Origin of the sequence: Flavivirga aquimarina (assembly GCF_030540835.1) — a bacterium.
GTDB classification, from domain to species: Bacteria; Bacteroidota; Bacteroidia; order Flavobacteriales; family Flavobacteriaceae; genus Flavivirga; species Flavivirga aquimarina.
Genome location: NZ_JAUOEK010000152.1, coordinates 36739 through 62617, shown reverse-complemented (window position 1 = coordinate 62617; position 25879 = coordinate 36739). Strand labels below are relative to the sequence as shown.

General features: G+C 31.7%; 23 protein-coding genes. 10 read left to right on the top strand and 13 right to left on the bottom strand.

Annotation, left to right across the window (positions count from 1 at the left end; genetic code table 11):
* A partial coding sequence (locus Q4Q35_RS22430; RefSeq protein ID WP_367892754.1) for a transposase occupies positions 1–113 on the bottom strand: 113 nt, incomplete at its 3' end.
* Positions 114–246: 133 nt separating this feature from the next.
* On the opposite strand from Q4Q35_RS22430, the gene Q4Q35_RS16295 reads away from it, so the two are divergent.
* Together Q4Q35_RS16295 and Q4Q35_RS16290 are read left to right on the top strand one after the other, a co-directional pair.
* Positions 247–804 (top strand): REP-associated tyrosine transposase, encoded by a 558-nt coding sequence (locus tag Q4Q35_RS16295; protein ID WP_303279081.1) that lies wholly within the window; start codon positions 247–249, stop codon positions 802–804.
* Positions 805–1489: 685 nt separating this feature from the next.
* On the top strand, positions 1490–2299 hold the full coding sequence (locus Q4Q35_RS16290; RefSeq protein WP_303279080.1) for a toxin-antitoxin system YwqK family antitoxin: 810 nt from the start codon (positions 1490–1492) through the stop codon (positions 2297–2299).
* An 82-nt stretch (positions 2300–2381) separates the two neighbouring features.
* Here Q4Q35_RS16290 and Q4Q35_RS16285 read toward each other — a convergent pair whose 3' ends face one another.
* From Q4Q35_RS16285 to Q4Q35_RS16275, 3 genes are all read right to left on the bottom strand, one after another.
* On the bottom strand, positions 2382–2534 hold the full coding sequence (locus Q4Q35_RS16285) for an SsrA-binding protein (protein ID WP_303279079.1): 153 nt from the start codon (positions 2532–2534) through the stop codon (positions 2382–2384).
* A gap of 502 nt (positions 2535–3036) precedes the next feature.
* Entirely contained in the window at positions 3037–4332 is a 1296-nt protein-coding gene (locus Q4Q35_RS16280; RefSeq protein WP_303279078.1) for a M56 family metallopeptidase, read from the bottom strand.
* Positions 4333–4334: 2 nt separating this feature from the next.
* A complete protein-coding gene (locus tag Q4Q35_RS16275; protein WP_303279077.1) occupies positions 4335–4694 on the bottom strand; it encodes a BlaI/MecI/CopY family transcriptional regulator in 360 nt (119 codons plus the stop codon).
* 289 nt (positions 4695–4983) lie between these two features.
* Here Q4Q35_RS16275 and Q4Q35_RS16270 point away from each other — a divergent pair, with 289 nt between their 5' ends.
* The 3 genes from Q4Q35_RS16270 to Q4Q35_RS16260 all read left to right on the top strand — a co-directional run bounded on the left by Q4Q35_RS16270 (position 4984) and on the right by Q4Q35_RS16260 (position 7260).
* The gene (locus Q4Q35_RS16270; RefSeq protein WP_303279076.1) at positions 4984–5934 is read left to right on the top strand and encodes a calcium/sodium antiporter; all 951 of its coding nucleotides are present in this window, start codon (positions 4984–4986) and stop codon (positions 5932–5934) included.
* Positions 5935–6073: 139 nt separating this feature from the next.
* A complete protein-coding gene (gene aroQ, locus Q4Q35_RS16265) occupies positions 6074–6490 on the top strand; it encodes a type II 3-dehydroquinate dehydratase (RefSeq protein WP_303279075.1) in 417 nt (138 codons plus the stop codon).
* A 272-nt stretch (positions 6491–6762) separates the two neighbouring features.
* A complete protein-coding gene (locus tag Q4Q35_RS16260) occupies positions 6763–7260 on the top strand; it encodes a hypothetical protein (protein WP_303279074.1) in 498 nt (165 codons plus the stop codon).
* A 164-nt stretch (positions 7261–7424) separates the two neighbouring features.
* Here the strand turns inward: Q4Q35_RS16260 and lpdA are convergent, their stop codons facing one another.
* Positions 7425–8801, bottom strand: coding sequence for a dihydrolipoyl dehydrogenase (lpdA, locus tag Q4Q35_RS16255; protein ID WP_303279073.1), 1377 nt, complete (start codon positions 8799–8801; stop codon positions 7425–7427).
* Between the two features lie 172 nt (positions 8802–8973).
* Here lpdA and Q4Q35_RS16250 point away from each other — a divergent pair, with 172 nt between their 5' ends.
* On the top strand, positions 8974–10248 hold the full coding sequence (locus Q4Q35_RS16250) for an NAD(P)/FAD-dependent oxidoreductase (RefSeq protein ID WP_303279072.1): 1275 nt from the start codon (positions 8974–8976) through the stop codon (positions 10246–10248).
* A 175-nt stretch (positions 10249–10423) separates the two neighbouring features.
* Here the strand turns inward: Q4Q35_RS16250 and Q4Q35_RS16245 are convergent, their stop codons facing one another.
* A complete protein-coding gene (locus Q4Q35_RS16245) occupies positions 10424–10975 on the bottom strand; it encodes a DUF1572 family protein (RefSeq protein WP_303279071.1) in 552 nt (183 codons plus the stop codon).
* Positions 10976–11058: 83 nt separating this feature from the next.
* On the bottom strand, positions 11059–11532 hold the full coding sequence (msrB, locus tag Q4Q35_RS16240; RefSeq protein ID WP_303279070.1) for a peptide-methionine (R)-S-oxide reductase MsrB: 474 nt from the start codon (positions 11530–11532) through the stop codon (positions 11059–11061).
* A 164-nt stretch (positions 11533–11696) separates the two neighbouring features.
* Between msrB and Q4Q35_RS16235 the strand changes: the two genes are divergently transcribed.
* Both Q4Q35_RS16235 and Q4Q35_RS16230 read left to right on the top strand, forming a co-directional pair.
* The gene (locus Q4Q35_RS16235) at positions 11697–12512 is read left to right on the top strand and encodes a M48 family metallopeptidase (RefSeq protein ID WP_303279082.1); all 816 of its coding nucleotides are present in this window, start codon (positions 11697–11699) and stop codon (positions 12510–12512) included.
* A gap of 253 nt (positions 12513–12765) precedes the next feature.
* Entirely contained in the window at positions 12766–14091 is a 1326-nt protein-coding gene (locus Q4Q35_RS16230) for an MFS transporter (RefSeq protein ID WP_303279069.1), read from the top strand.
* A 120-nt stretch (positions 14092–14211) separates the two neighbouring features.
* On the opposite strand, the gene Q4Q35_RS16225 is transcribed toward Q4Q35_RS16230, so the two are convergent.
* The 5 genes from Q4Q35_RS16225 to metE form a co-directional block, all read right to left on the bottom strand.
* A complete protein-coding gene (locus Q4Q35_RS16225; RefSeq protein WP_303279068.1) occupies positions 14212–14949 on the bottom strand; it encodes a head GIN domain-containing protein in 738 nt (245 codons plus the stop codon).
* 26 nt (positions 14950–14975) lie between these two features.
* The gene (locus Q4Q35_RS16220) at positions 14976–16064 is read right to left on the bottom strand and encodes a DUF4097 family beta strand repeat-containing protein (protein ID WP_303279067.1); all 1089 of its coding nucleotides are present in this window, start codon (positions 16062–16064) and stop codon (positions 14976–14978) included.
* On the bottom strand, positions 16042–16611 hold the full coding sequence (locus tag Q4Q35_RS16215; RefSeq protein ID WP_303279066.1) for a hypothetical protein: 570 nt from the start codon (positions 16609–16611) through the stop codon (positions 16042–16044). Before Q4Q35_RS16215 ends, Q4Q35_RS16220 begins: the two co-directional genes overlap by 23 nt.
* A complete protein-coding gene (locus tag Q4Q35_RS16210) occupies positions 16604–17164 on the bottom strand; it encodes an RNA polymerase sigma factor (protein WP_303279065.1) in 561 nt (186 codons plus the stop codon). Before Q4Q35_RS16210 ends, Q4Q35_RS16215 begins: the two co-directional genes overlap by 8 nt.
* Before the next feature lie 230 nt (positions 17165–17394).
* Positions 17395–19704, bottom strand: coding sequence for a 5-methyltetrahydropteroyltriglutamate--homocysteine S-methyltransferase (gene metE, locus Q4Q35_RS16205; RefSeq protein ID WP_303279064.1), 2310 nt, complete (start codon positions 19702–19704; stop codon positions 17395–17397).
* A 161-nt stretch (positions 19705–19865) separates the two neighbouring features.
* Here metE and Q4Q35_RS16200 point away from each other — a divergent pair, with 161 nt between their 5' ends.
* Positions 19866–20324: an Lrp/AsnC family transcriptional regulator gene (locus Q4Q35_RS16200; RefSeq protein ID WP_303279063.1), complete on the top strand. Its 459-nt coding sequence runs from the start codon at positions 19866–19868 to the stop codon at positions 20322–20324.
* Positions 20325–20499: 175 nt separating this feature from the next.
* Here the strand turns inward: Q4Q35_RS16200 and Q4Q35_RS16195 are convergent, their stop codons facing one another.
* Positions 20500–23049 (bottom strand): ATP-dependent Clp protease ATP-binding subunit, encoded by a 2550-nt coding sequence (locus Q4Q35_RS16195; RefSeq protein ID WP_303279062.1) that lies wholly within the window; start codon positions 23047–23049, stop codon positions 20500–20502.
* 259 nt (positions 23050–23308) lie between these two features.
* Here Q4Q35_RS16195 and gyrA point away from each other — a divergent pair, with 259 nt between their 5' ends.
* Positions 23309–25870, top strand: a complete 2562-nt coding sequence (gene gyrA, locus Q4Q35_RS16190; protein ID WP_303279061.1) for a DNA gyrase subunit A — start codon at positions 23309–23311, stop codon at positions 25868–25870.
* Positions 25871–25879 lie beyond the last annotated feature (9 nt).

Below are 25879 nucleotides of genomic sequence, written 5' to 3'. Positions count from 1 at the left end.
AAATGTTCAATTTTCAGTTTGTTTTTTAACTCATCATAAAAGGTTTCAACACCCCACCTTTTGGCATAAAGTTCTTTAAAGAGAGAGCTAGGGTACACTTTGCTATTAAGCAAGGAGGTTATTAAAACTTCAACTTGCCCCCGCTAGTCCTCGTATGCGCTAGCGCTTCGTCTATGACGAGTGCCGTACCGAGTAAGACAATAAAAAACTATACTATAAAGGTATAGTTTTTTGTATTTTAGAGCCATGAGCAGAAAATACAAGTTCCATAACAAAGGTGGTTTATATTTTGTAAGTTTCGCAACCGTTTATTGGCTAGATGTATTTATAAGGCAAGTATATTTTAATGTATTAGCAGAAAGCATAGACTACTGCAGAAAAGAAAAAGGTATGGAATTATATGCATATTGTTTTATGCCAAGTCATATTCATTTAATGTTTAGATCCAGTGATGAACGACCTATGGAATTATTGAGAGATTTTAAAAAGCATACAGCAAAAAAAGTAATAGAAACCATAGGAAATAACTCACGAGAAAGCCGAAAAGAATGGTTATTATGTATGTTTGAAAGAGCAGGAAAAAAGCAAGGTAATGTTACAAAATATCAGTTTTGGCAGCATCATAATAAGCCTATAGAACTATGGAGTGAGAAGGTTATTAAACAAAAAATAGACTATATTCATAATAACCCAGTAGAAAGTGGTTTTGTAACCAGTGCTATAGATTGGAAATACTCAAGTGCAAAGAATTTTCAAGAAGACCATAGTATATTAGAGATAGATGATACGGGGTTTTTTGGGTAAGGCTAATTTAAAAAGTTACTCTATTTCTGAAGTAAAGTAGTTTGTTAAATATTTTTCTTACTCATTTCGGCACTCGTTATAAACGAGCGCTAGCAAGGGATATGATTGGAAATATGCCACAATTTTACAAATTTAAAAATGATTCCTTGTTTGAAGTTGTCTTTAAGTTAGAGAATTAGACTTCCTCCTCTAGTCCTCGTATGCCCCTGCTAGCGCTTCGTTTATAACGAGCGCCGTCAAAGATAGGCAAGCGCAAGAGTAAGAAAATAATACAGAAAAGCTTTTACAGTCTCGTTAACTATCGGGATGTAAAGGCTTTTTTATGAGCTAAATAGCGGGGCTTGTTTGTGAAAAGTATCAAGTATGAGTAAGAAAATAAAAGCTATTCTAAAAATAGAGTAGCTTTTGTGTTTTTAGGTGATTAAACAGTAAATCTATTTTAAGGTTAAGTATAAAAAAGTAAACTTAAATATCAATAATTTTACTTATAAGTATATTTTTGTTTAATAATAATTAAAATTTATTGTTGACAGTTACTTCGAAGGGCGATTTCTATAGTATAAGTGTATATAATTTTTTTGTTAACACAATATAATAAACCTTAGTTTTATTAAGGTAAAACCTTAGTGAGATTTATGCCTATACCATTAATTTTACTAGTAGTAAAAAGATAAGATTAAAATTTGTGAAAAAGCATGTATTAGGTTTCGTTTTAGTTGCTTTATGTTTAGCCTTTACCGTAGAATTACAAAAGCGTACAATACGTGAAAACGGTTATGATATAAAATGTTACATAGCATTAAAAAAGATAAACAATTTTGATGTAGATAAGACCTATTACTGGTATAAGTCGGGAGGAATACATAAATCGGTAGCCAATATTGGAGGCGAGGTATTGCATAACGAATATTTAAAATACTACAGGTCTAATCAACTGGCAGAACAAGGAACTTACAATTACGGATTAAAAAACGGGTTGTGGAAAAGCTGGTATGAAAACGGACAGTTAAGTACTCTGGAACATTGGAATAATGGTTATTTAGATGGCAAAATAGCTAATTATGATTCCAGTGGAAGCATAACTTTAAAAGGCGAGTATAACAATAATTTAAAAGTAGGAACCTGGATTAACTATAAGACTAAAGATACCTCTTACTACAAAAAAGACTTAAAGTTTGAAGAAAAGCCTAAAAACTTGTTACAACGAGTACTTTATAAAAAAGATTCTATAGAAAAAGCACAAATTAAACTTGAAAAAGTAATAAAACGTAGAAACGACTCTATAGGAAAAGTAAAAGCCAAGCTTAAAAAGAAAAATGAAAAGCGAAAAGACTCTATAAAAAGAGTCACAGCAAAACACAATCGTAAACTTAAAAAACAAAACGATTCTATACAACGGGCAAATAAAAAGAAAAACAAATCTGTAGAAGAGAAAACGAACTCAAATACAAAGGACGATGGGTTCTTTAAGACGCTATTTAAAAAGAAAAAATAGCTACCATAATGTTGTTAATTTGATTTTGTTGAGTGTAAGTATTTGTATAGTTGCTTAATAAGTATTCTTAAAAAAATAAAAACTAATCCAAAGCATTTTTAGTAACAAACCACCTCCAGCCAATAATAGCCATTTGCAGCTTATTAGCTTTAGCTAGATCTAATTGTTGTTTGGAATAACTAGGTAGGACTATTTTATTAACCTTCGCTAAAAATTTAAATACTTGCTTTTGCATTTCATAAAAATAATAAAACTTATTCTAGACTAAGTTTTACATTTAGTTAAATTTATATAATCGCGATAATAAATAATATTACATCAATTATAAGTTTGGCAAGTGTTATCATATTTCTAAAGTTTTAAAGGTTATTAAATAAGTTATTTATATCAATGTTTTTTGAAGATATATATTTACCTATATGTTTGCCAAACGTTTTTACGAAAATTGATGAAATTGAATGTGAATTTGTAAGTAAAAAAACAGAATAGATTACAATATTTATGTGACTCTCTTTATCAAAGTTTTATTTTGTAATTATTTTTCAACTATTTAATTTTAAAATGAAATAATTATAGGGGTATTTCGAGTGTGTTTTTAATTATCAAGGCACTATTTGCTTTAAAAAAGGTGTTTTTTATCAATTTCATCTTTTTTAATAATAAAATATAAAAAAAGACACTCTATATAGAGTGTCTTGAAAATAGCTTAAATATGTAATGTATTATGAGTCTTTATATTATTTTTTGGAAGTAATGATAACAACACCATGCTTTCCTTTTTTTCCATATTTTTTTATTTCAGGTTTATTTTTCAGAATAACAACAGATTTAATATTGTTGCTTTTTAATTCAACTAATTGTTTTTTTTGAATTTCTTTTCCATCCAGAATATATAAGGGTAACCCGTAACCAAAATCAATATTGTCGTTGACACTTTTTCCATTATTTCCATTTTTTTTGGAAGTAATAATAATAACACCATGTTTTCCTTTCTTCCCGTATTTTTTTATTTCAGATTTATCTTTAAGTTCAGATACAGATTCAATATCATCTGTATTTAGAGCATCAAATTTCTTTTTTGAAATTTCTTTTCCGTCAAGAATATACAAAGGGTCAATTTGTTGATCAGAAAAGGGCAATACACCATGGTTTTTACCTGTCTCAATGGGTTTTATTGAATTTGGAGTTTTAGCAACACAAACTTTTTCTGTATTAAAACTCATTAAAAATATTGATAACAGAGGTATTGCTATAACAAATTTAAATTGATTGATTTTTTTTGATTTCGATTTGTGTAACATAACGATTCGTTTTTTAATTGATGACGTATAAAAATTATTGCTTAAAGCCAATTTATTAATAGAGAAGGCTGTTTTAAGCAAAGTGTATTGGTAACCTTTCTTGTTTTTGATATTATTTATTGTCAAATTATCAGCTAAAAACTCCAAATTCTGCTTTAAATCTTTATTGTATAACCACATAAACGGATTAAACCAAAGAACAATACAGGAAAGTTGGGTTAGTAAAATATCCATAGAATGATACTGCTGAGCATGAGCTTTTTCGTGCGTAATAATCTGATCTAATTCAGTTTTATTAAATGAGTTGGGATTATAAACGATCCAATTAAAAAATGAAAATGGTGACATATTGGTATTAATTCTAACAAATGTATATCCTCCCTGTTTTTTGCTTTTACCTTTAAAAATTATTGCAACTAACGAAACTAATTGTATCATAAAACGGATAAAAAAGAAGAGAACACCAGCTAAATAAACCATAGTAAGATAGTCTAAAATACTAAGAGGCTCTTCTATCTTTTGTACTGTTGTAACACCATCATAACTTGAAGTTAAAGCAGAAGTATATTCGATATAAATAGGAATAACCAAAAAAGGAATTATAAATGAACTAATTAATCCTAAAAAAAGAAAAATTCTAATAGATTCAAAAAAGGTTTCATGTTGTAAAAACACCTTGTAAATGAAATAAAAAATAGAAATTAAGGCACTAACTTTTAGTAAATATTCCATGTTTAGTCCTTTTTTTCAATTAATGCAATAATTTCTTTAAGTTCGTCTACACTAATTTTCTCTTCTTTGGCAAAAAAGGATACCATGTTTTTATAAGAATTATTAAAATAATTGTTAATGGCCATAGACATAAAACGCTTTCTATAATCTTCCTTTTTAATAATAGGGTAGTATTGATGCGTTTTACCATACGCATTATAAGCCAGATAACCTTTTTCCTCTAAATTTCTTATAATGGTAGATAGTGTATTGTAATGGGGTTTATCATTTTTTATTTCTGCAAGAACATCTTTTACAAAAGCCTTTTCCAGTCTCCATAAAATATGCATGATTTCTTCTTCTTTATTTGTTAATTTTTCCATCGATTAATATGTTTTTCATTTCCTTGAAGGAGGAAATCTTAATTATTTATTTTGATATTACCTTTAGGTTGGACTTTCACAATTTACTTCTGAATAAAAAACTATAAAGGGTAACCAAGTTGTTTAATTTTTTAATAGAAAACAAATATATAACTATTTTTATAGTTGTTTAACGAAACTTTTAGTTTTAATGCTGTTTTGCATACTGTGAATTAGTAAGGAACTTAAAAATTGTAGATCAAAAATCAAAAATCTTAATTCTTATATTATCTTCGCAAAAAATATATTTATGAGTATACTTTGGGTGATCCTTGGTTTTATATTGTTGGTAGTAGGAGGGGAGTTTTTGGTACGTTCGTCTGTAGCATTATCATTTAAGTTTAGTATATCTAAAATGGTGATTGGTATGACGGTAGTATCTTTTGCTACTTCGGCACCAGAACTATTGGTAAGTATCCAAGCCGCATTAACAGGATCACCAGCTATAGCAATTAACAATGTGGTAGGTTCCAATATTGCAAATATTGGTTTAGTACTAGGTATAACTGCTATAATAGGTACTATAGCAGTCGATAAATCATTTTACAAGCTTAATTGGCCAGTTATGATGGTTTTCTCAATAGTTCTATACTATTTTCTTAAAAATGATAATAAACTTACAGCTATAGAAGGCGGTATTTTATTTATCGGTCTTATTTTCTTTTTATTTATATTAATAAAAAAAACTGGTAAGAATACAAACATTGAAGAAGTTGATGAAGCCCTAGCGGTAGTTTCAAATTTTAAGATCTTTATTTGGTTGGTTATTGGAGCGGTCGCTCTATATTATGGAAGTGTTTGGTTAGTAGATGGGTCAAGAGATATCGCACGTTCAGTTGGTGTTAGTGAAGCTGTAATTGGAGTATCTTTAATTGCCATAGGAACAAGTGTACCAGAATTAGCTGCATCTGTAATTGCAGCAGCAAAGCAAGAAAAAGCCATTTCTTTAGGTAATTTAATTGGATCAAATATTTTTAATATCGCCTCAGTTTTGGGGTTAACGTCTATTATAAAGCCTATTCCTGTTACAGAACCTCAAATACTGTCTAATGATATTTTTTGGATGCTAGGTTTCAGTTTTATTATATTCCCGATAATATTTTTGCCAAAAAGATTACAGATAAGCAGAGCAAAAGGTTTCTTTTTAGTTTTTGCTTATGGTATTTTTATGTTCTTAATATTTACAAAGAATACATTTTAAAGTATTACTTATATGTATAAAAGTAGGTTGTAAAACCAAGTTTTTTAACTTTACTTAGAACCAAGGTTGGTTTAATTATGATATATGCCTTGCTTTTTAGACACCATTTTTCTACCTAATTTTTAATATATTTACCATCATGAAAAAACTAATCATCATTAACGGTCCTAACCTTAATCTTTTGGGTAAAAGAGAACCTAATATTTATGGAAGTTTATCGTTTACTGAGTTTTTAGAAGAAGTTAAACAAAAGTATACAAACGTAGAGATAGACTATTTTCAATCTAATATAGAAGGAGAACTCATTGATAAACTACACGAAGTAGGTTTTAGTTTAGATGGTATTATTTTAAACGCTGCAGCCTATACACATACATCTGTTGGAATAGGTGATGCTGTTAAAGCTATAGAAACACCTGTTGTAGAAGTACATATTTCGAATACCTTTAATAGAGAAGAGTTTCGTCATCAATCATTTATATCTCCAAATGCTCGAGGGGTTATTCTTGGTTTTGGATTGCAGAGTTATGAGTTGGCTATTCAAAGTTTTCTTTAGATTTTGTTATAAATATTTAACAATTTCCTGGCTTATTTTATGACTTGATTATGATAATAACCTGATATTTAAATATAGATTTGTATTTATTATTTAAAGAACTCATTTAAACTTTTTCAATTTGCTAAAAAATTGCTGTTTTCAACTCTATTTTTGTCTTTTTTTCCTTCCGTAACTCTGCTATGCAACTTAAAAAAGTCTTCAACAGAGCTAAAAACTTCTAATTTTCGCTAAAATTCAAAAAGTCTAAATGAGTTCAAATAAAACTGGTTATGAAAAATAAGTTACTTGTTATTATTATCTTTTTTATAGTTTTAAAACCTGTTTTATCTCAAGAGGAAAGAAAAGCGGATTCTTTTCTTATTACAGACGAAATTAATATAAATGATACTCCAATATTTTATTCTAATTATTTTTCTGAATTTAAAATAAATGAGAATTTGTTTTTTAGACTAGGAAGGGAAGAAAGAAGCACAAATGATCTTGTTAATAGCTACACTGTTACAGAATTTCCGCTACTGACCAAATATTTTATAAGTAATAAATTTAGCGTTTTGTTTGGACCTAAAGTAGGCTTGTTAAGAAAGAATGGATCTATAGAGACAAATGCTACGTCTTTATTTTCAACTTTTGGCTTTCAATATGATATAACAGATGATTTTTCTATTTATGGAGGAGTAAATCTTAGATTAACAAAAAAAGATCCTTCGGTTAACTATTCAGTGGGTAATAATATGATCTATAAATTTGGTACGCGTCTTAAATTTTAAAATAAAAAAAGGTTCCGAGAAATCGAAACTTTTACTTGGTTGAATAGGGCATTATATTATAATGTAAGATATAATAAAATGGCGATTCTTATACATATAAGAATCGCCATTTTTTATAATTTTGAGTAAGAATTCCTCCCCTTTGGGGAGGCTAGGTGGGGCTTTTACAAATGAATCACTTCATCATAAGCATCAGCAACAGCTTCCATAACCGCTTCACTCATCGTTGGATGCGGATGTACTGCTTTTAATACTTCATGTCCGGTAGTTTCCAGTTTTCTACCTAAAACAGCTTCTGCAATCATATCGGTAACACCAGCACCAATCATGTGGCAACCTAGCCATTCGCCATATTTAGCATCAAAAATAACTTTTACAAAACCGTCTTTGTTTCCACCTGCACTTGCTTTACCAGAAGCAGAGAATGGAAATTTACCAACTTTAATATCTAAGCCTTTTTCTTTAGCTTGTTTTTCAGTTAAACCTACACTCGCAATTTCTGGCGAACAATAAGTACAACCAGGAATGTTTCCGTAATCTAAAGCTTCAACATGTTGACCAGCTAATTTTTCTACACACAGTATTCCTTCGGCAGAAGCGACATGTGCCAAAGCTTGACCAGGAGTAACATCTCCAATAGCATAGTAACCAGGAATATTTGTTTGATAAAAATCGTTAACAATAATCTTATCTCTGTCTACAACAATACCAACATCTTCTAATCCAATATTTTCAATATTTGATTTAATACCTACAGCAGACAGAATAATATCAGCTTCAAGAACTTCTTCTCCTTTTTTAGTTTTTACCGTTGCTTTTACTCCTTTTCCAGAAGTATCAACAGATGTCACTTCGGCAGAAGTCATAATTTTTATACCACTTTTCTTAAAAGAACGTTCTAATTGTTTAGAAACATCTTCATCTTCAACAGGAACTATATTAGGTAAATATTCAACAATGGTTACTTCCGTTCCCATAGAATTGTAAAAATATGCAAACTCAACACCAATCGCACCAGAACCAACAACAATCATTTTCTTTGGTTGTTTTGGTAAGTTCATAGCCTCTCTATAACCAATCACCTTTTTTCCGTCTTGTGGTAAACTTGGTAATTCGCGAGATCGTGCACCAGTTGCAATAATGATATTGTCTGCACTATATTCTGTTCCGTCTACATCAATCTTTTTACCAGGTTTAAGTTTTCCAAAACCATCAATAACGTCAATTTTATTCTTCTTCATTAAAAACTGAACACCTTTACTCATACCATCAGCAACCCCACGACTACGCTTAACTACTGCGTTAAAATCTTTATCGAAATTTTCAACCGATAGACCATAGTCTCCCGCATGTTTAAGATATTCAAATACCTGGGCAGATTTTAACAACGCTTTTGTTGGGATACATCCCCAATTTAAACAGATGCCTCCAAGATTTTCTTTTTCAATAACAGCAGTTTTAAAACCCAATTGCGATGCTCTAATGGCAGCAACATAACCACCGGGACCACTTCCAAGAACTATAATATCGTATTTACTCATGTGTTAAAATTTAGGGTACGAATTTACGAAATCGAATTTGAATAAAGAATATACAAGGCTTTAAATTTGCATCTTTATGTTACCTTTGCCTTGCAAGTATTTATATGTTAAATAAGCATAACTAAAATTATGTAAATCATATAAAATCTGTTAAAAAAATAAAAACTTGCTTATGAACATAAAAAAAACAAGTTTCCCTCGTATTGTTATTGTAGGGGGTGGTTTTGCAGGAGTTGCTTTAGCAAAAAAGCTATCCAAACAGGACCTTCAAGTTGTTTTATTAGACAAGAATAACTACCATACATTTCAACCTTTATTATATCAAGTATCTACTGGCGGATTAGAGCCGGATTCTATTGCCTATCCCATTAGAAAAATATTAAAGGACTTTCCTAACTTCCATTTTAGATTGGCTGATGTTGAGGAAATTGACCCTATAAAAAACAAAGTAATTACTAATATAGGTAAACTTAAATTTGACTATTTGGTCGTGGCTTCGGGTTCTGAAACTAATTATTTTGGAAATACCAATATAGAAAAATATAGTATGGCTATGAAAACCATACCCCAATCTCTTAATTTAAGAAGCTTGATTTTGGAGAATTTTGAAGATGCTTTGTTAACTTCAGATTTAAACGAACGTAATGCTCTTATGAATTTTGTGATTGTTGGAGGAGGCCCTACAGGTGTTGAGTTGGCTGGTGCTTTGGCAGAAATTAAAAAAGGTATTTTACCAAAGGACTACCCTGATTTAGATACCAGATTGGCGCAAATTCATGTGGTTCAGTCGGGGGATAATATTTTAAAAGGGATGAGTGCTAAGGCATCTCAAAAGGCCGAGGATTTTTTAGAAAAGCTAGGCGTTAATGTTTGGAAAAATGTTAGAGTGGTTAACTATGACGGAAAAACAGTAACCACTAATACAGATATAACATTTGAAACGGCTACTTTAATTTGGGCAGCGGGTGTAAAAGGAGCCAATATAAAAGGGTTGGATGCAGAAAAATTTATAACTAGGGGGAATAGGCTTTTAGTAAACGAATTTAATCAGGTTAGAGAATTCAATCACATTTTTGCAATAGGTGATGTCGCTTGTATGACAAGTGAGGAATACCCCAATGGTTTACCCATGATGGCCCAACCTGCCATACAACAGGGAGATCAGTTAGGCGATAATATGCTTCGATTAATAGAAGAACGCCCCATGAAACCATTTGTATACACAGACAAAGGAACTATGGCAACTATAGGAAGAAACAAAGCGGTGGTTGATTTAAAACGGTTTAAGTTTCAAGGTGTTTTTGCCTGGTATGTTTGGATGTTTGTCCACCTCTTTTTTCTAATAGGTTTTAGAAACAGGATGGTTGTTTTTGTAAATTGGGTGTATAATTATGTACGGTTTGATAGGGAAGCTCGCTTAATTATTAGGCCTTTTAAAAGAAGGTAACCAAGTCATTTTTATTTGGCGAGTTACTATGAAAAATGGTAAATAGGCTTTCGGTAGTTGCTAATTTGTTAGTCATATCGAATGAGGCACGATTGAGATATCACATCATAAAAAGTGTATAGTTTCTTCAATCAAATTATGTGATTTCTCTCTAGCGTTCGAAATGACTTGTAGATTATAAATCATCAGTAAAATGACGGCGTTCTTTTTCTTTACTAAATTTTTCTGCATTGTACTTTTTAGAATCACCTTTTGGAATAGATAACGATTCCCAGTTCTTACTTTTTACCAATTTTCCAAGAAAAACAATTTGTCCAACATGATAGGAGTAATGCGCTAATTGTCTGTTAATAGCTTCGGTAACCGTATGTCCTTGATTTCGAATATAAATAATGCGCTCTAAATCGGTTTCCGCTAAAGGTGTAATGGCATTAAATAAACAGTTCCAACCTTTATTCCAATCAGTAATAAGTGCATCTTTTGTAGTGTAAGTATCTTCAAATTCTAAATCGCGTTGTCGCCATGTTTTTTCACCATCTTCAGTTAAAAAATGGGTCCATCTGCTTAGCATATTACCAACAAGGTGTTTTACAATAATAGAAATTGAATTAGAATCTTCAGCAAATTCTTTTTGGAGTGCTTCGAAGTCAAGTTGTTTAAAAGTTTTATCGCCTAAGCTTTTATAATATTCAAACTGTTTTATAATACTGGTTAAATAGCTTTCCATGTATTAAAAGTAACGCACTTGTTATGAAATTCCAAATTTTGAATATGAAGCTATTGGAGTTTGAAACTTGTTTTTTGAGATTTCTATTTATTCGGAATAAATTTTAAAGCTGCCCCATTGATACAATGACGTTTCCCGGTAGTGTCTTTTGGGCCATCATTAAAAACATGTCCCAAATGTCCGCCACAAGTAGCACAATGCTCTTCGTCACGCGAGTATCCCAGTTTATTATCAGAACCAAAAGCAACATTACCTTCAATTTCTCTGTCAAAACTCGGCCATCCAGTGCCAGAATCAAATTTATGTTCACTTTTAAATAAAGGGGTATCGCATCCTGCACAAGTATAAATGCCTGCTTTGTAATTTTTATTTAAAGGACTTGAAAAAGGACGTTCTGTGCCCGCTTCTCTTAAAACATGATATGCTATGGGAGACAATTGTGATTTCCATTCAGCATTTGTTTTAGAAACTTTATATGTTTTTTGTTCAGTTTTCTGAGCATTGCTGTTGCAATTAAACATTATAATTGACAAAAATAATAAGATTAGCTTTTTCATGTTGTTTGAGTTCTAGTTTTAAATATGTCGTATGCGTTAAGTATACATGACATTTCTATTTAAATATTTTTTTACTCTATTTTTGTGACCAAATAAAATAGATGGTGTCTAAACTATTAAGATACAAATTTTGTATTTTTATGCAATATTATAAACTTTATATGATGAAATTAAAAAAGGCACTTTTAATATTAGGAGTAGTAGTATTTATATTATCGTGTGCTACGAATCCATTTACAGGAAAAAAGACCATGGCTTTAGTGCCTAATTCTCAATTATTCCCAACATCTTTTGCTCAATACGACCAGTTTTTAACAGAAAACAAAGTCGTTACTGGAACAAAAGATGCGGCTATGATAACCAGAGTAGGGCAACGTATTGCAGTAGCAGCAGAGCGTTGGTTAAACGCTAATGGGCATGAGGGCTATTTAAACGATTATAAATGGGAATACAATTTAGTTGATGATAAAACAGTAAATGCCTGGTGTATGCCAGGAGGTAAAATTGTGTTTTATACTGGTATTTTACCAATTGCCAATGGCGAAACAGGTGTGGCTGCTATTATGGGCCATGAGGTAGCACATGCATTAGCAAATCATGGGCAACAACGTATGAGTGCCGCTTATGTACAACAAGGTTTGGCGGTAGCTGGAAATGTCGCGATTAAAGATGAAAAATCCAGAAATGCATTTAATCAATACTATGGTGTTGGTACACAAGTAGGGGTGATGTTACCTTTTAGTAGAAGTCATGAGACCGAAGCAGATAAAATTGGTTTATATTTAATGGCGATAGCCGGTTATAACCCAGATGAAGCATCAGAATTGTGGAAACGTATGAAAGCTAATAGCGGTGGACAAGCACCACCAGAAATATTAAGTACACACCCATCTAACGATTCACGTATTGCAAATCTTGCAGCTTTAGCACCCACAGCTAAAGCAGAAGCTAAAAAGTTTGGAGTTACTACATTTAGATAAGTTCTCGATACATCCTGAACTTGTTTCAGGGTATCTGAACGGATATTATAAAACCATTATAAATCAAAATGCATAATAGGTAGATAATAATTTTTTAATGTAGATATAAAAATATTTGATTATTTTAGTGAGCTGCTCATACAAGGGCAGCTTTTTTGTTAAAACAAGAAATTATTCATTTCTTGTTTTAACAATCCCAGCGTAGGTTGGGATCTCATTATTTATTGAGATAAAGGTATATTTAAATATTTATATGGAACAACTTAAAAAAGGGAGTAAAAAACTCTTAAACGCCTGGGCATTTTACGATTGGGCAAATTCAGTTTATAGTTTAGTAATAGCATCAGCAATATTCCCCATTTTTTATGGCGCTCTTTTTAGGGTAGCCGAAGTAGAAAAGGTTGAAGTTTTTGGTGGCGAAATAGCCAGAGCCCCTTTGATAAGTTATACAACATCTTTGGCATTTGTATTTATTGCTTTAATAACACCTTTGATTTCAGGCATTGCAGATTATTTAGGTAACAAACGCCTTTTTATGAAGTTTTTCTGTTATTTGGGAGGTGTTTCTTGCATTGGACTATATTGGTTTTCCTTAGAGCATATCTACTTTAGTTTGCTTTGCTACTTTTTTGGTCTAGTAGGGTTTTGGGTAAGTTTTGCCATTAATAATTCATATTTGCCGGATATTGCTTTCCCTGAGCAGCAGGACAAGATTAGTGCTAAAGGGTTTTCATTAGGATACATTGGTAGTGTTATTCTTTTACTCATTAATCTAGCAATGGTAATGAAACCAGATTTTTTTGGAATTACTTCAGATGCAAATGAAGCAGCAGAAATTAAAGCAATGAAATATTCTTTCCTTTCAGTAGGGATTTGGTGGATTCTCTTTAGTCAATATACGTTCTTCAATTTGCCTAAAGGAAATAAAAAAGAAAGCCCAAAACAAAACATAATATTTAATGGCTTTAAAGAATTAAAATTGGTGTGGGGGCAGTTAAAAAATGAAGCAAAATTAAAGCGTTATTTACTGGCCTTTTTTGTGTATAGTATGGCAGTACAAACAGTCATGCTTATCGCAACCTATTTTGGGGAAGAAGAGATTGATTGGGGGACTGATGAGCAAAGAACCATAGGGTTAATAGTTAGCATTCTGGTCATTCAAGTTGTGGCGGTCATTGGAGCACTAGTTACTGCCAGAGCTTCAAAAGTGTTTGGTAATATAAAAACATTGATAGTTATTAATATATTTTGGGCATGTATTTGTGTGTATGCTTACTTTTTAATTACGCCTATGGATTTTTATATCGCGGCTGGTTTGGTTGGAATTGTTATGGGAGGTATTCAAGCGTTATCAAGGTCTACATATTCTAAATTTTTACCGGAAACCACCGATACGACTTCATTTTTTAGTTTTTATGACGTTGCAGAAAAAATAGGTATAGTAATCGGTACTTTTCTTTATGGTTTTATAGCTCAAATTACGGGTAGTATGCGTAATGCCACCTTGTTTTTATTTATATTCTTTTTAGTAGGGATTATTCTACTTTTTAGAGTTTCTAAATTGTCAAAGAAAGATTAAACGAAAAAGAGAGCAAAAAATTAGTTTAGTGATCATTTCATGACTTTGTAAAAGTCGTGACAATCTGTTTAATTTTTTGCCCCTTTTTTGATAATTGATGATTGATGAAAATTTAAGTTATTAATTGGTGGAAATACTTCCAGAACCTGAAACTTTGCTGTCTACTATAGGATCATTCCCTCTATAAGCAATATCACCAGATCCAGCTACTCTTGCTTTTAAAGTTTTGTTGCTAACAACTTTGGCATCTCCGGATCCTGCAACTGAAACTTCTGTATTATTAGCTTGTAAATTAAAACCATGAAAATCACCAGACCCAGCTACTTTAGCCTCCAGATTATTGGTGTCACCTTTTAATTTGAGGTCGCCAGAACCTGCTATAGATGCTTTGGTAGATGATGTTTTGATATCAAGAGCAACATCTCCAGACCCAGCTAAAGAAATATTTAATTTTGTTGCGGTTATAGTATCCTCATTCCATAAATCACCAGATCCGGCAAGCGAAACATGACTAATGTCTTCAAACGGAATAGTGATTTTTATGGTTTTATTTTTACTGGATTTTAAGTTAATACCTTTTCTTGTTTTTACAATTAAATTATTGTTTTTAACCTCGGTAATAATGTATTCTAACAGGTTTTCTTCTCCTTCAATTGTAATATGACCTTCAGAACCGCTTACTATAACAAAATCCATACTTCCGGCACATTTTATACCATCATATTCAGTGGTTGTTCTGGTTATGGTTTTTGTATCACCATTCCCTTTGATGTATTTTCCCGATTGGGCACACGATGTAAAAACTAGGACTAATGTAGCTATAATTGAAACTGTTTGTTTTTTGATTAATTTTTTCATGTGATTAATGATTTATTATTGATGAATTAATTTTTAAAAAAGGAGATGCTTCCGTAATCAGATTCTATGTTAATCGTATTGTTGGAAGTTTTTTTGCCATAATATCCCAGATAGAGTTTGTCTGTAGTTTTTATAATTTTTTTTGTAAACTCTAATTCGTCAGCTTTTAAAGACCCGTATTCTAAATCAATATTAAAATTGAAATTATATGCAGGTGCGTAACCTATTTTAATACCAACATAATCAGATTTTATAGTTACATTTCCAGCATTTTTATTCATTCTTTTAATCTTTATGGAACCATAATCGGCCCTAAGGTCTATGTTTTTATATACATCGCCAATAATGGTAGTTAAATAGTCACCATTCCCAATCACATTGTTAGCTTTATCAATGCTTATGTTACCATAATCACAATTATAATTAACGTTTTCGGCTACTTCAACTTTAGAGTTTGTATAGTCTGCATTGATATTTAATTTATTCGTTTTAGATACAGTGAAATCACTATAATCAGCATTTATTTTTCCACTTTTTATATATTCAAAATAACAGTTTTTGGTATAATCGAAATTGATACTATTGTTATCGGCCATTAATTCTTTAGTAGTAATTTTGCCGTAGTCACAATTTATTTTTGCATGCCCATCTAGCTTATCTACATTAATGCTTCCGTAGTCATTATTTAAATCGATATTATTGGTAACAGGGATTTTAACAATGTAGTTAATTTTCATACTAACTTTGTTGCTTTTTTTCCAACTCCACCAGGAATTTGATTTGCTATCTCCAAATTTCGTTTTTGCTGAAACATAACTTGATGATGCTTCAAAATTAACTGTAATATCATCTAGTTTCTGTTGGACTTTTTCTTCATCATTGCCCGAGGTGGTAATAGTAATTTCAAAAACTACTTTGTTTTCATTCCAGGTAATAATATCTATATTACCGTAGCTGTTATTTATATTTAGCACAGCATCCGGTACTACAGAGAACGTTTTGTTTATTGTTTTCTTTTTTGTGTACTTACCTTTGGGGCCTGTTATTGATGCAGTAGCAAACAAAGGCAACATTAAGAGTAAGATTAATATTTTAGATTGTAGTGCTCGTTTCATGTAACGTGTTGTTTAATTGTTTGATATTTTCTATTTGTTCTAGGGTATTTTGTAATATGTCTATTCTATTTTGAAAATTGGAAATCATAGCGTAGATAACCCGCTTATCGTCTCCACTTTCGGTTAAATCCTTTTTTAAAGATTCGTAATCTTCTTCCAATTTCTTGATACGCTTCATAGCATCTTGGATTATAACTTGGACTTTAGGAGAGTTTTCTTTTTCTATTTTACTTAATTCTTCGGCGATAGTTAATGTGAAAAAATCTTCAGTTTCTGCCATTTTAGGAGAAACACTGGCTAAACTCCCGTAATCTGAGTCTTGTTGATTTCCTATAAAAAAGGCCATTAGTAGCATAATAGAAGCGGCTACACCAATTAAAGGTTTCCATAAACGACGCCTTTGTTTATCAACTTTAACTAGTTGTAGCTCGCCTTGTTTGTTTAGTTTGTTTAAAAAACGTTCTGTATGATTTGATTCTGGGTTTTCAATATCGAAATCATTAACATGCTTTTTAAATAGCGCTTCTATGTTATCTTCCTTATTCATAAACCGTTTGTAATTTTGTTCTTAAGCTTTCTTTTGCTCTGGAAATTGTTGTTCTGCAATTTGCATTGGTGATATTTAAAATATCGCTTATTTCTTCATAATCGTAACCTTCAATTAAATTCAAGGTTAAAGCAATTCTATAATTATCTTTTAATGACTTCATAGTGTCTAAAATTTGCTTCACTTTTATATTTTCAAATTCGCAATTGCTATCTATACCATTATTATCATCTTCTATTTTATATAGCATATCATCTAAAGGAACTTCTTTGTTTTTGTTATTCTTTTTATAATGATAAATACTATTATTTATAACAATTCGCTTTAACCATGCTCCAAATATTTTTGCTTCTTTAAGGCTATTTAGTTTTGTAAAAGCCATTAAAAATGAATCTTGCATTATGTCTTCTGCTTCAAAACTGTCTTTTACAATTCTAAAAGAAACATTGTACATGGCTTTATAGTATCTGTTGTATATTTCCAATTGCGAGGATTGGTTCCCAGATTTACAAAGCTCAACAAGCTGTTCGATATTTAATTCGGTTGGCGTCAAAAAAACAAATTGTTATAATATAGATTTATGTTATTTCATTTTGTTACAGTTATTCAAAAAAAAAATCCTATACTCTCGTAGAATATAGGATTTTAATATGGAACTCGTTTAAACTTTTTCAATTTGCTAAAAAATTGCTGTTTTTAATTTTCGCTTAAATCCAAAAAGATTAAACGAGTTCATGACTAAAAGGAATCATTTTTTAAAATTCCATTAGTAAATAAATAAAATTAAGCGGTTTCCATTTCTTTCTCTCTTAGTTGTTTAGCTGCTTGTACCAAATTTTTTAAAGCTGTTTTCGTTTCCGGCCAGTCTCTGGTTTTTAATCCACAGTCTGGATTTACCCAGATATGTTCTTTAGGTAATACATGCTTTGCTTTTATTAGTAGGTATTCAATTTCTTTTATCGATGGTACTCTGGGTGAATGGATGTCATAAACTCCGGGGCCAATTTCATTTGGATATTTAAAATTCACAAAAGCATCTAATAATTCCATTTCAGATCTCGAGGTTTCAATGGTAATAACGTCGGCATCCATGGCTGCAATATCATTAATGATATCATTGAATTCGGAATAGCACATATGAGTATGAATTTGTGTTTCATCTTTTACACCACTTGCAGAAATTCGGAATGCTTTTACGGCCCAATTTAAATATGTTTTCCATGCTTCTTGTCTTAATGGCAAACCTTCTCGAATAGCAGGTTCGTCAATTTGGATAACCTTTATTCCGTTGTTCTCTAAGTCTACGACTTCGTCTCTAATAGCTAATGCTATTTGATTGCATGTTATTTGCCGAGGTTGGTCGTTTCTAACAAAAGACCATTGTAAAATTGTAACTGGCCCGGTGAGCATCCCTTTTACTGGTAAATCTGTTAAGGATTGTGCATAAGCAGACCATTTAACAGTCATTGCATTTTCGCGAGAGACATCTCCAAATAGGATAGGTGGTTTTACACATCTGCTACCATAACTTTGCACCCAGCCATAACTACTAAATGCAAACCCGTTTAACCTTTCTCCAAAATATTCAACCATATCATTACGCTCAAACTCTCCATGAACTAAAACATCAATACCTGTTTCTTCTTGAAAACGGATAGACGCTTTTGTTTCTTTTGCAATTAAGGCATCGTATTCAGGTTGGGTTAACTGCCCCTTTTTAAATTTAGATCGCCAGCTTCTTACTTCTTTGGTTTGTGGAAATGAACCAATAGTGGTCGTAGGGAATAAGGGTAAGTTTAGTGCTAATCTCTGTTTGGCCTGTCTGTTTTTAAAGGTGCTTTTTCTCTTACTATCATCTTCAGTTAATGAAAGAACTCTCTTTTTTATGTTTTCATTATGTATTAATGTAGACTCTTTTCTGTTTATATGAGCGATTTTATTGTATTTAAATTCTTTTTCAAACTCATTATAGTCTGAGGAGGCTAAACCTTTTAAGGTTCTAATTTCTTGTAATTTTTGCTTGGCAAATGCCAACCATTGTTTTATTTCTGAGGTTAAGGCTTTTTCATTGGTTTCTAAATCTAAATCATAAGGAACATGTAATAAAGAGCATGACGAAGCTATCCAGATGTTTTCTTCTCCAATTTTTGAAATCACTAATTCAATGGTTTGCAGAGAGTCATCGAAATTGTTTTTCCAAATATTTCTTCCGTCTACCAAACCTAAAGATAGTTTTGTATTTTTATAATATTTAGATTTTAAAATATCGTTTAATTGTAATTGGCATCTTACTAAATCTAAATGTAAGGTGTCAATAGGCAGCTGTAAGACCATATTTAAGTTATCACCATAGCAATCGAAATAATTAGCTAAAAAGACTTTTAAATTTGGGAATTTGATATTTATTTTTTCATAAGTAGATTTAATAGCTTCTCTTTCTTGTTCGTTTAAATCTAAGGCTAAGCAAGGTTCGTCAAATTGAATATATTCTACATCTAATAAAGTTAATTGAGAAATAATTTCGAAATAGACTGGTAAAAGTTTTTCTAATAAACTTAATCTATGAAAACCTGCTTCTTTTTCTTTACCTAGTAATAGAAATGTGACCGGCCCAATTAATACAGGTTTGGTTTTAATACCTAATTCTAATGCTTCTTTGTATTCGTCAATTATTTTAGTTGAGAAGAACTCAAAGGTTTGATCTTTTTCAAATTCGGGCACTATGTAATGGTAGTTTGTATCGAACCATTTGGTCATTTCCATGGCGGTACAATCTATATCTTTATTCTGTATACCTCTTGCCATTGCAAAGTATAAATCTAATGGCGTTTTATTTTTTAGTTTGCTGTAGCGTTTTGGAATACATCCAACTGTTAAACAAGTGTCGAGTACTTGATCGTAAAAAGAAAAGTCATTAGAAGGAATACTGTCTATTCCCATATTTTTTTGAAGCAGCCAGTTTTCTTCTCTAATTTGGCGACCAATTCTTAAAAGTTCATTTTTACCTGTTTTACCAGCCCAGTAAGCCTCGCTTACTTTTTTAAGTTCTCTTTGTTTACCAATTCTTGGGTATCCTAAAATTGTAGTTTTCATAAAATCACATTATTTATATATCTGTACAAAATTAGTTTTACAGATTATTTATATCGTTAAATGTGTATTATTTGGTATTAAAGCCTATTTTTGGGTATTTTAAAAGATTTTTAATCTTTTTTTGACGTTAAGAAGTAAGTTAAACAGAAAATAATTCTACCATGCTATTAGATAAAATAGATTTACGCATCTTAAATATCCTTCAAAACAACTCTAATTTAACTACTAAGGAATTAGCCGCTAAGGTAAATTTGTCTACTACACCTGTTTTTGAAAGGGTGAAAAAATTAGAAAAGGAAGGTTATATAAAAAAATACAAAGCCATTTTAGATTCCGAAAAGTTAGATAGGGGACTTATGGTGTTTTGTAATATAACCCTTAAGGAGCATACTCGCAAAATAGGCAATCAGTTTGTAAAAGATATTCTCTCTTTAGACGAAGTTGTTGAATGTTATAATATTTCTGGTGATTATGATTTTTTAATGAAGGTTTTAGTAAGGGATATGAAACATTACCAGAATTTTGTATTAAATCATTTAGGAGAAATTCGAAATATAGGAAGTGCTCACAGTGCTTTTGTAATGGGAGAAATTAAGAATTCTTATTTGGTTCCTATTTGATTGAAAATGAAAAGGAATCTAAAAAGTTAAAAAATACCGTCATTACGAGGAGAGAATCGACGTGGTAATCTTTCTAATTGAATTAAAAATTAAACAGATTGTTACGACTTTTTCAAAGTCTCACAATGACACTGATTTAAACTTTTTAGATTCCTTTTTTATGTTTTTGATTTTTTTAAGACTCTGCAGGCTTTTCAGCTTTTTCAATACTGATGTTTAATTCCTGAGATTTCTTATCTAAATCAATACTTATTTTGTCTCCTTCTTCTACATTAGAGGCTACAATTTCTTCGGCTAAAGCATCTTCAATATATTTTTGAATAGCTCTTTTTAAAGGCCTTGCGCCGTATTGTTTATCGAAACCTTTTTCGGCAATATAATCTTTAGCACTATTACTAAGTTTTAAGATATAACCTAAACCTTTAATTCTTTCTAAAAGTTTTTCTAGCTCGATATCTATAATTTTATTGATATCTTCTTTCTCTAAAGCATTAAATACAACAACATCATCAATTCTATTTAAAAACTCGGGAGCAAACGATTTTTTTAATGCGTTTTCAATAACACTTTTGGCATTAGCATCTTCTTGAGCTTTTTGTGATGCTGTTCCAAAACCTATACCGGTACCAAAATCTTTAAGTTTTCTAGCACCAATATTAGATGTCATAATTATGATTGTGTTTTTAAAGTCAATTTTTCTTCCTAAGCTATCCGTTAAGAATCCATCATCAAGTACTTGAAGTAACATATTAAAGACATCTGGATGAGCTTTCTCGATCTCATCTAATAATATAACAGCGTATGGTTTACGTCTAACTTTTTCGGTTAATTGGCCGCCTTCTTCGTAACCAACATATCCTGGAGGTGCTCCTATTAATCTTGAAATAGCAAATTTCTCCATGTATTCGCTCATGTCAACTCTAACAAGAGAGTCTTCACTATCAAATAATTCTTTGGATAATACTTTTGCCAACTGTGTTTTACCAACACCTGTTTGTCCTAAAAATATAAATGAACCAATTGGTTTATTAGGATCTTTAAGTCCGGAACGGTTACGCTGAATCGCTTTTACTACTTTAGCAACTGCTTCATCTTGGCCAATTACTTTTCCTTTTATAAGGTTTGGTAATTCGGCAAGTTTATTAATTTCTGTTTGCGCAATTCTGTTTACCGGTACGCCAGTCATCATAGAAACCACATCGGCAACATTATCTTCGGTTACAACTTCTCTATGTTGTTTTGTGTCTTCTTCCCATTTTTCTTGGGCAACAACTAACTCTTTTTCAATGCGTTTTTCGTCATCTCTAAGTTTAGCGGCTTCTTCATACTTTTGTTTTCTAACAACAGCATTTTTGGTTTCTTTAATGCCTTCGAGTTCCTTTTCGAGTTCTAAAATTTGTTTAGGAACATCAATATTAGTTATGTGTACACGAGACCCAGCTTCATCTAAAGCATCAATAGCTTTGTCCGGTAAAAAACGTTCGGTCATATATCTGTTTGTCAATTTAACACAAGCTTCAATAGCTTCAGGTGTATAATCAACATTATGATGTTCTTCGTATTTCCCTTTTATATTATTAAGGATTTCAATAGTCTCTTCTACCGAAGTAGGTTCAACGATTACTTTTTGAAAACGACGTTCTAAAGCACCATCTTTTTCAATATATTGTCTATACTCATCTAAAGTTGTGGCACCTATACATTGAATTTCACCACGAGCTAAAGCCGGTTTAAACATATTGGAAGCATCTAAACTACCTGTCGCTCCACCAGCACCAACAATAGTATGTATTTCATCAATAAAAAGAATAACGTCATCATTCTTTTCGAGCTCATTCATAACAGCCTTCATACGTTCTTCAAACTGTCCGCGATATTTTGTCCCCGCTACCAAACTTGCTAAATCTAAAGTTACCACACGCTTATTAAACAAAATACGTGATACCTTTCGCTTTACAATTCTAAGTGCCAAACCTTCAGCAATGGCAGATTTACCAACACCGGGCTCTCCAATTAAAAGCGGGTTGTTTTTTTTACGTCTACTTAAAATTTGTGAGACACGCTGTATTTCCTTTTCGCGACCAACAACTGGGTCTAGTTTGCCTTCTTCTGCTAAAACGGTTAAATCGCGTCCAAAATTATCTAAAACAGGTGTTTTAGACTTCTTGTTTGTTTTCCCTGCCGGGGTATTGAAAATATTGTCTTTTGAAGCGCCTTCTTCCGGATTCATATCGTCATCTTGAAAAGATTCAGATTTGGGCTCTATATAGTCATTATCGTTAGTAATCATAAGTTTAAATTGTTCTTTAACATTGTCGTAATTAACTTTTAGTTTATTTAAAAGCTTTGTAGTAGGGTCATTTTCATTCCTTAGTATACAAAGTAATAAATGTGCTGTATTTATAGAAGTACTTTGAAATAGCTTGGCTTCTAAAAATGTCGTTTTTAAAGCACGTTCTGCTTGCCTTGTAAGATGTAAGTTCTTTTTTTGATTTGAAGTTACAGTAATATTGGGGTTTGCAGGACTTAAAATTTCTACTTTGCGTCTTAGATGATTTAAATCAATATCTAAAGCATTTAATATATTAATAGCTTTGCCACTACCATCGCGTAAGAGCCCGAGCATTAAATGTTCGGTACCAATAAAATCATGACCTAACCTTAGTGCTTCTTCTTTGCTATAAGCAATTACATCTTTTACTCTTGGTGAAAAATTATCATCCATAATCCTGTTCTTTCTGCATTAAAAATACTAAAACATTTTACTAAAGGCAAAAACTATACCTTAAATTGTCAGTAAGTTGCTAATTGACGAAAAAATCTTTATAAAATCAAAATTTTTTAAAACATACTTATTAACTAAAAAAGCATGTGAAATTGTTAATAAAAAATACGAAAAAACAGAGCAGAAACACACAGCATAACTATAGGAATGGTTATATTAGCATGTTGTGAAATACACATAAAACTTAATTAAAATATTTATGGCAGAAGGAGAGAAATTGATTCCTATTAATATTGAAGATGAGATGAAATCGGCGTACATTGATTATTCAATGTCGGTCATTGTGTCACGTGCTTTACCGGATGTAAGAGACGGTTTGAAGCCAGTTCATAGACGTGTACTTTATGGTATGCACGAGTTAGGAGTTAGAGCCAATACGGCGCATAAGAAATCCGCAAGAATAGTTGGAGAGGTTTTAGGTAAGTATCACCCGCATGGCGATACGTCTGTTTATGATGCTATGGTACGTATGGCTCAAGAATGGAGTTTACGTTATATGCTTATTGACGGTCAGGGAAACTTTGGTTCTATAGATGGAGATAGTCCTGCAGCAATGCGTTATACGGAAGCACGTATGCGTAAGATATCTGAAGATATGTTAGCAGATATAGAGAAAGAAACTGTAGACCATAAATTAAATTTTGACGATACTTTAAATGAACCAACTGTTTTACCAACGCGTATTCCAGGGCTTTTAGTTAATGGTGCATCGGGTATTGCCGTAGGTATGGCTACTAACATGCCTCCACATAATTTAACCGAAGTGGTTAATGGTACCATTGCTTACATTGAGAATAATGATATCGAAATCGACGAGTTAATTACACATGTTAAAGCGCCTGATTTTCCAACCGGTGGAACTATTTATGGATATGATGGTGTTAAGGAAGCATTTCATACAGGACGTGGTCGTGTTGTTATGAGAGGAAAAGCAAATATAGAGGAAGTAAACGGACGTGAGTGTATTATAGTTGAAGAGATACCTTATCAGGTTAACAAAGCAGACATGATTAAAAAGACTGCTGATTTGGTAAACGATAAGAAATTGGAAGGTATTTCGACTATTCGTGATGAGTCTGATAGAAATGGTATGCGTATTGTGTATGTTTTAAAACGTGATGCCATTCCAAATATTGTATTAAACAAATTGTTTAAATACACAGCTTTACAATCCTCATTTAGTGTCAATAATATTGCGCTGGTTGATGGACGTCCGCAATTGTTAAACCTAAAAGAGCTTATTCATTATTTTGTTGAGCATAGACATGATGTTGTTGTAAGACGAACAACTTATGAGTTACGCAAAGCGGAAGAACGTGCCCATATTTTAGAAGGTTTAATTATTGCATCAGACAATATTGATGAAGTTATTGCTATTATTAGAGCATCTTCTAATGCAGATGAAGCCAGAGCGAATTTAATAAAACGTTTTGAGCTTTCCGAGATTCAGGCTAAGGCTATAGTTGAAATGCGTTTGCGTCAACTAACAGGATTAGAACAAGATAAACTGCGTTCGGAGTATGAAGAGATTATGAAAACCATTGAAGACTTAAAAGATATCTTAGCTAAAAAAGAGCGTAGAATGGATATTATTAAGGAAGAACTGGAAGTTATTAGAGATAAATATGGTGACGAGCGTCGTTCTACTATAGAGTATGCAGGAGGTGATTTAAGTATTGAAGATATGATTCCTGATGAAAAAGTGGTGATTACCATTTCGCATGCAGGTTATATAAAACGTACATCGCTTACAGAATATAAAACGCAAAATAGAGGAGGGGTTGGTCAAAAAGCATCAACCACTCGAAATGAAGATTTCTTAGAACATTTATTTGTAGGGACTAACCACCAATATATGTTGTTCTTTACTCAAAAAGGAAAATGTTTCTGGATGCGTGTTTATGAAATTCCGGAAGGTAGTAAAACATCAAAAGGAAGAGCTATTCAAAACCTTATAAATATAGAACAGGATGATAAGGTAATGGCTTTCATTTGTACTCAAGATCTAAAAGATGAAGACTATATTAATAGTCATTATGTCATTATGGCTACTAAAAATGGACAGGTTAAGAAAACTTGCTTAGAGCAATATTCGAGACCTAGAACTAATGGTATTAATGCCATTACCATAAAAGAAGATGATGTACTTTTAGAAGCTAAATTAACAACAGGTAGCAGCCAAGTTATGTTAGCACTAAAATCAGGAAAAGCAATTCGTTTCGAAGAAGCTAAAACAAGACCGATGGGACGTGGTGCTTCTGGTGTTAGAGGTATTAGGCTTGCTCATGATAAAGATGAAGTTATAGGCATGGTAACCATAGAAAACTCAAAAGAAGAGTCTGTGCTTGTAGTTTCAGAGAATGGTTATGGTAAGCGTACTTATATTGACGATCCTGAAGATGGAGAACCAGTATATAGAATTACCAATAGAGGCGGAAAGGGAGTGAAAACCATTTCTATTACAGAAAAAACAGGAAACTTAGTAGCTATAAAAAGCGTAACAGATCATGATGATTTAATGATTATTAATAAATCTGGTATTGCTATACGTATGGTCGTGGAAAATTTAAGAGTTATGGGTAGAGCTACTCAAGGCGTTAAATTAATCAATTTGAAAGGAAATGATTCTATAGCAGCAGTTGCTAAAGTAATGCATGAAGACGACGACGTTGAAGATATTGAAACTATTGAAAACACTAATGATATAGAGGATGGCACAACTCTTGATAATAATGCCGATGGTGAGAGTACCGAAAATTAATTAAAATAT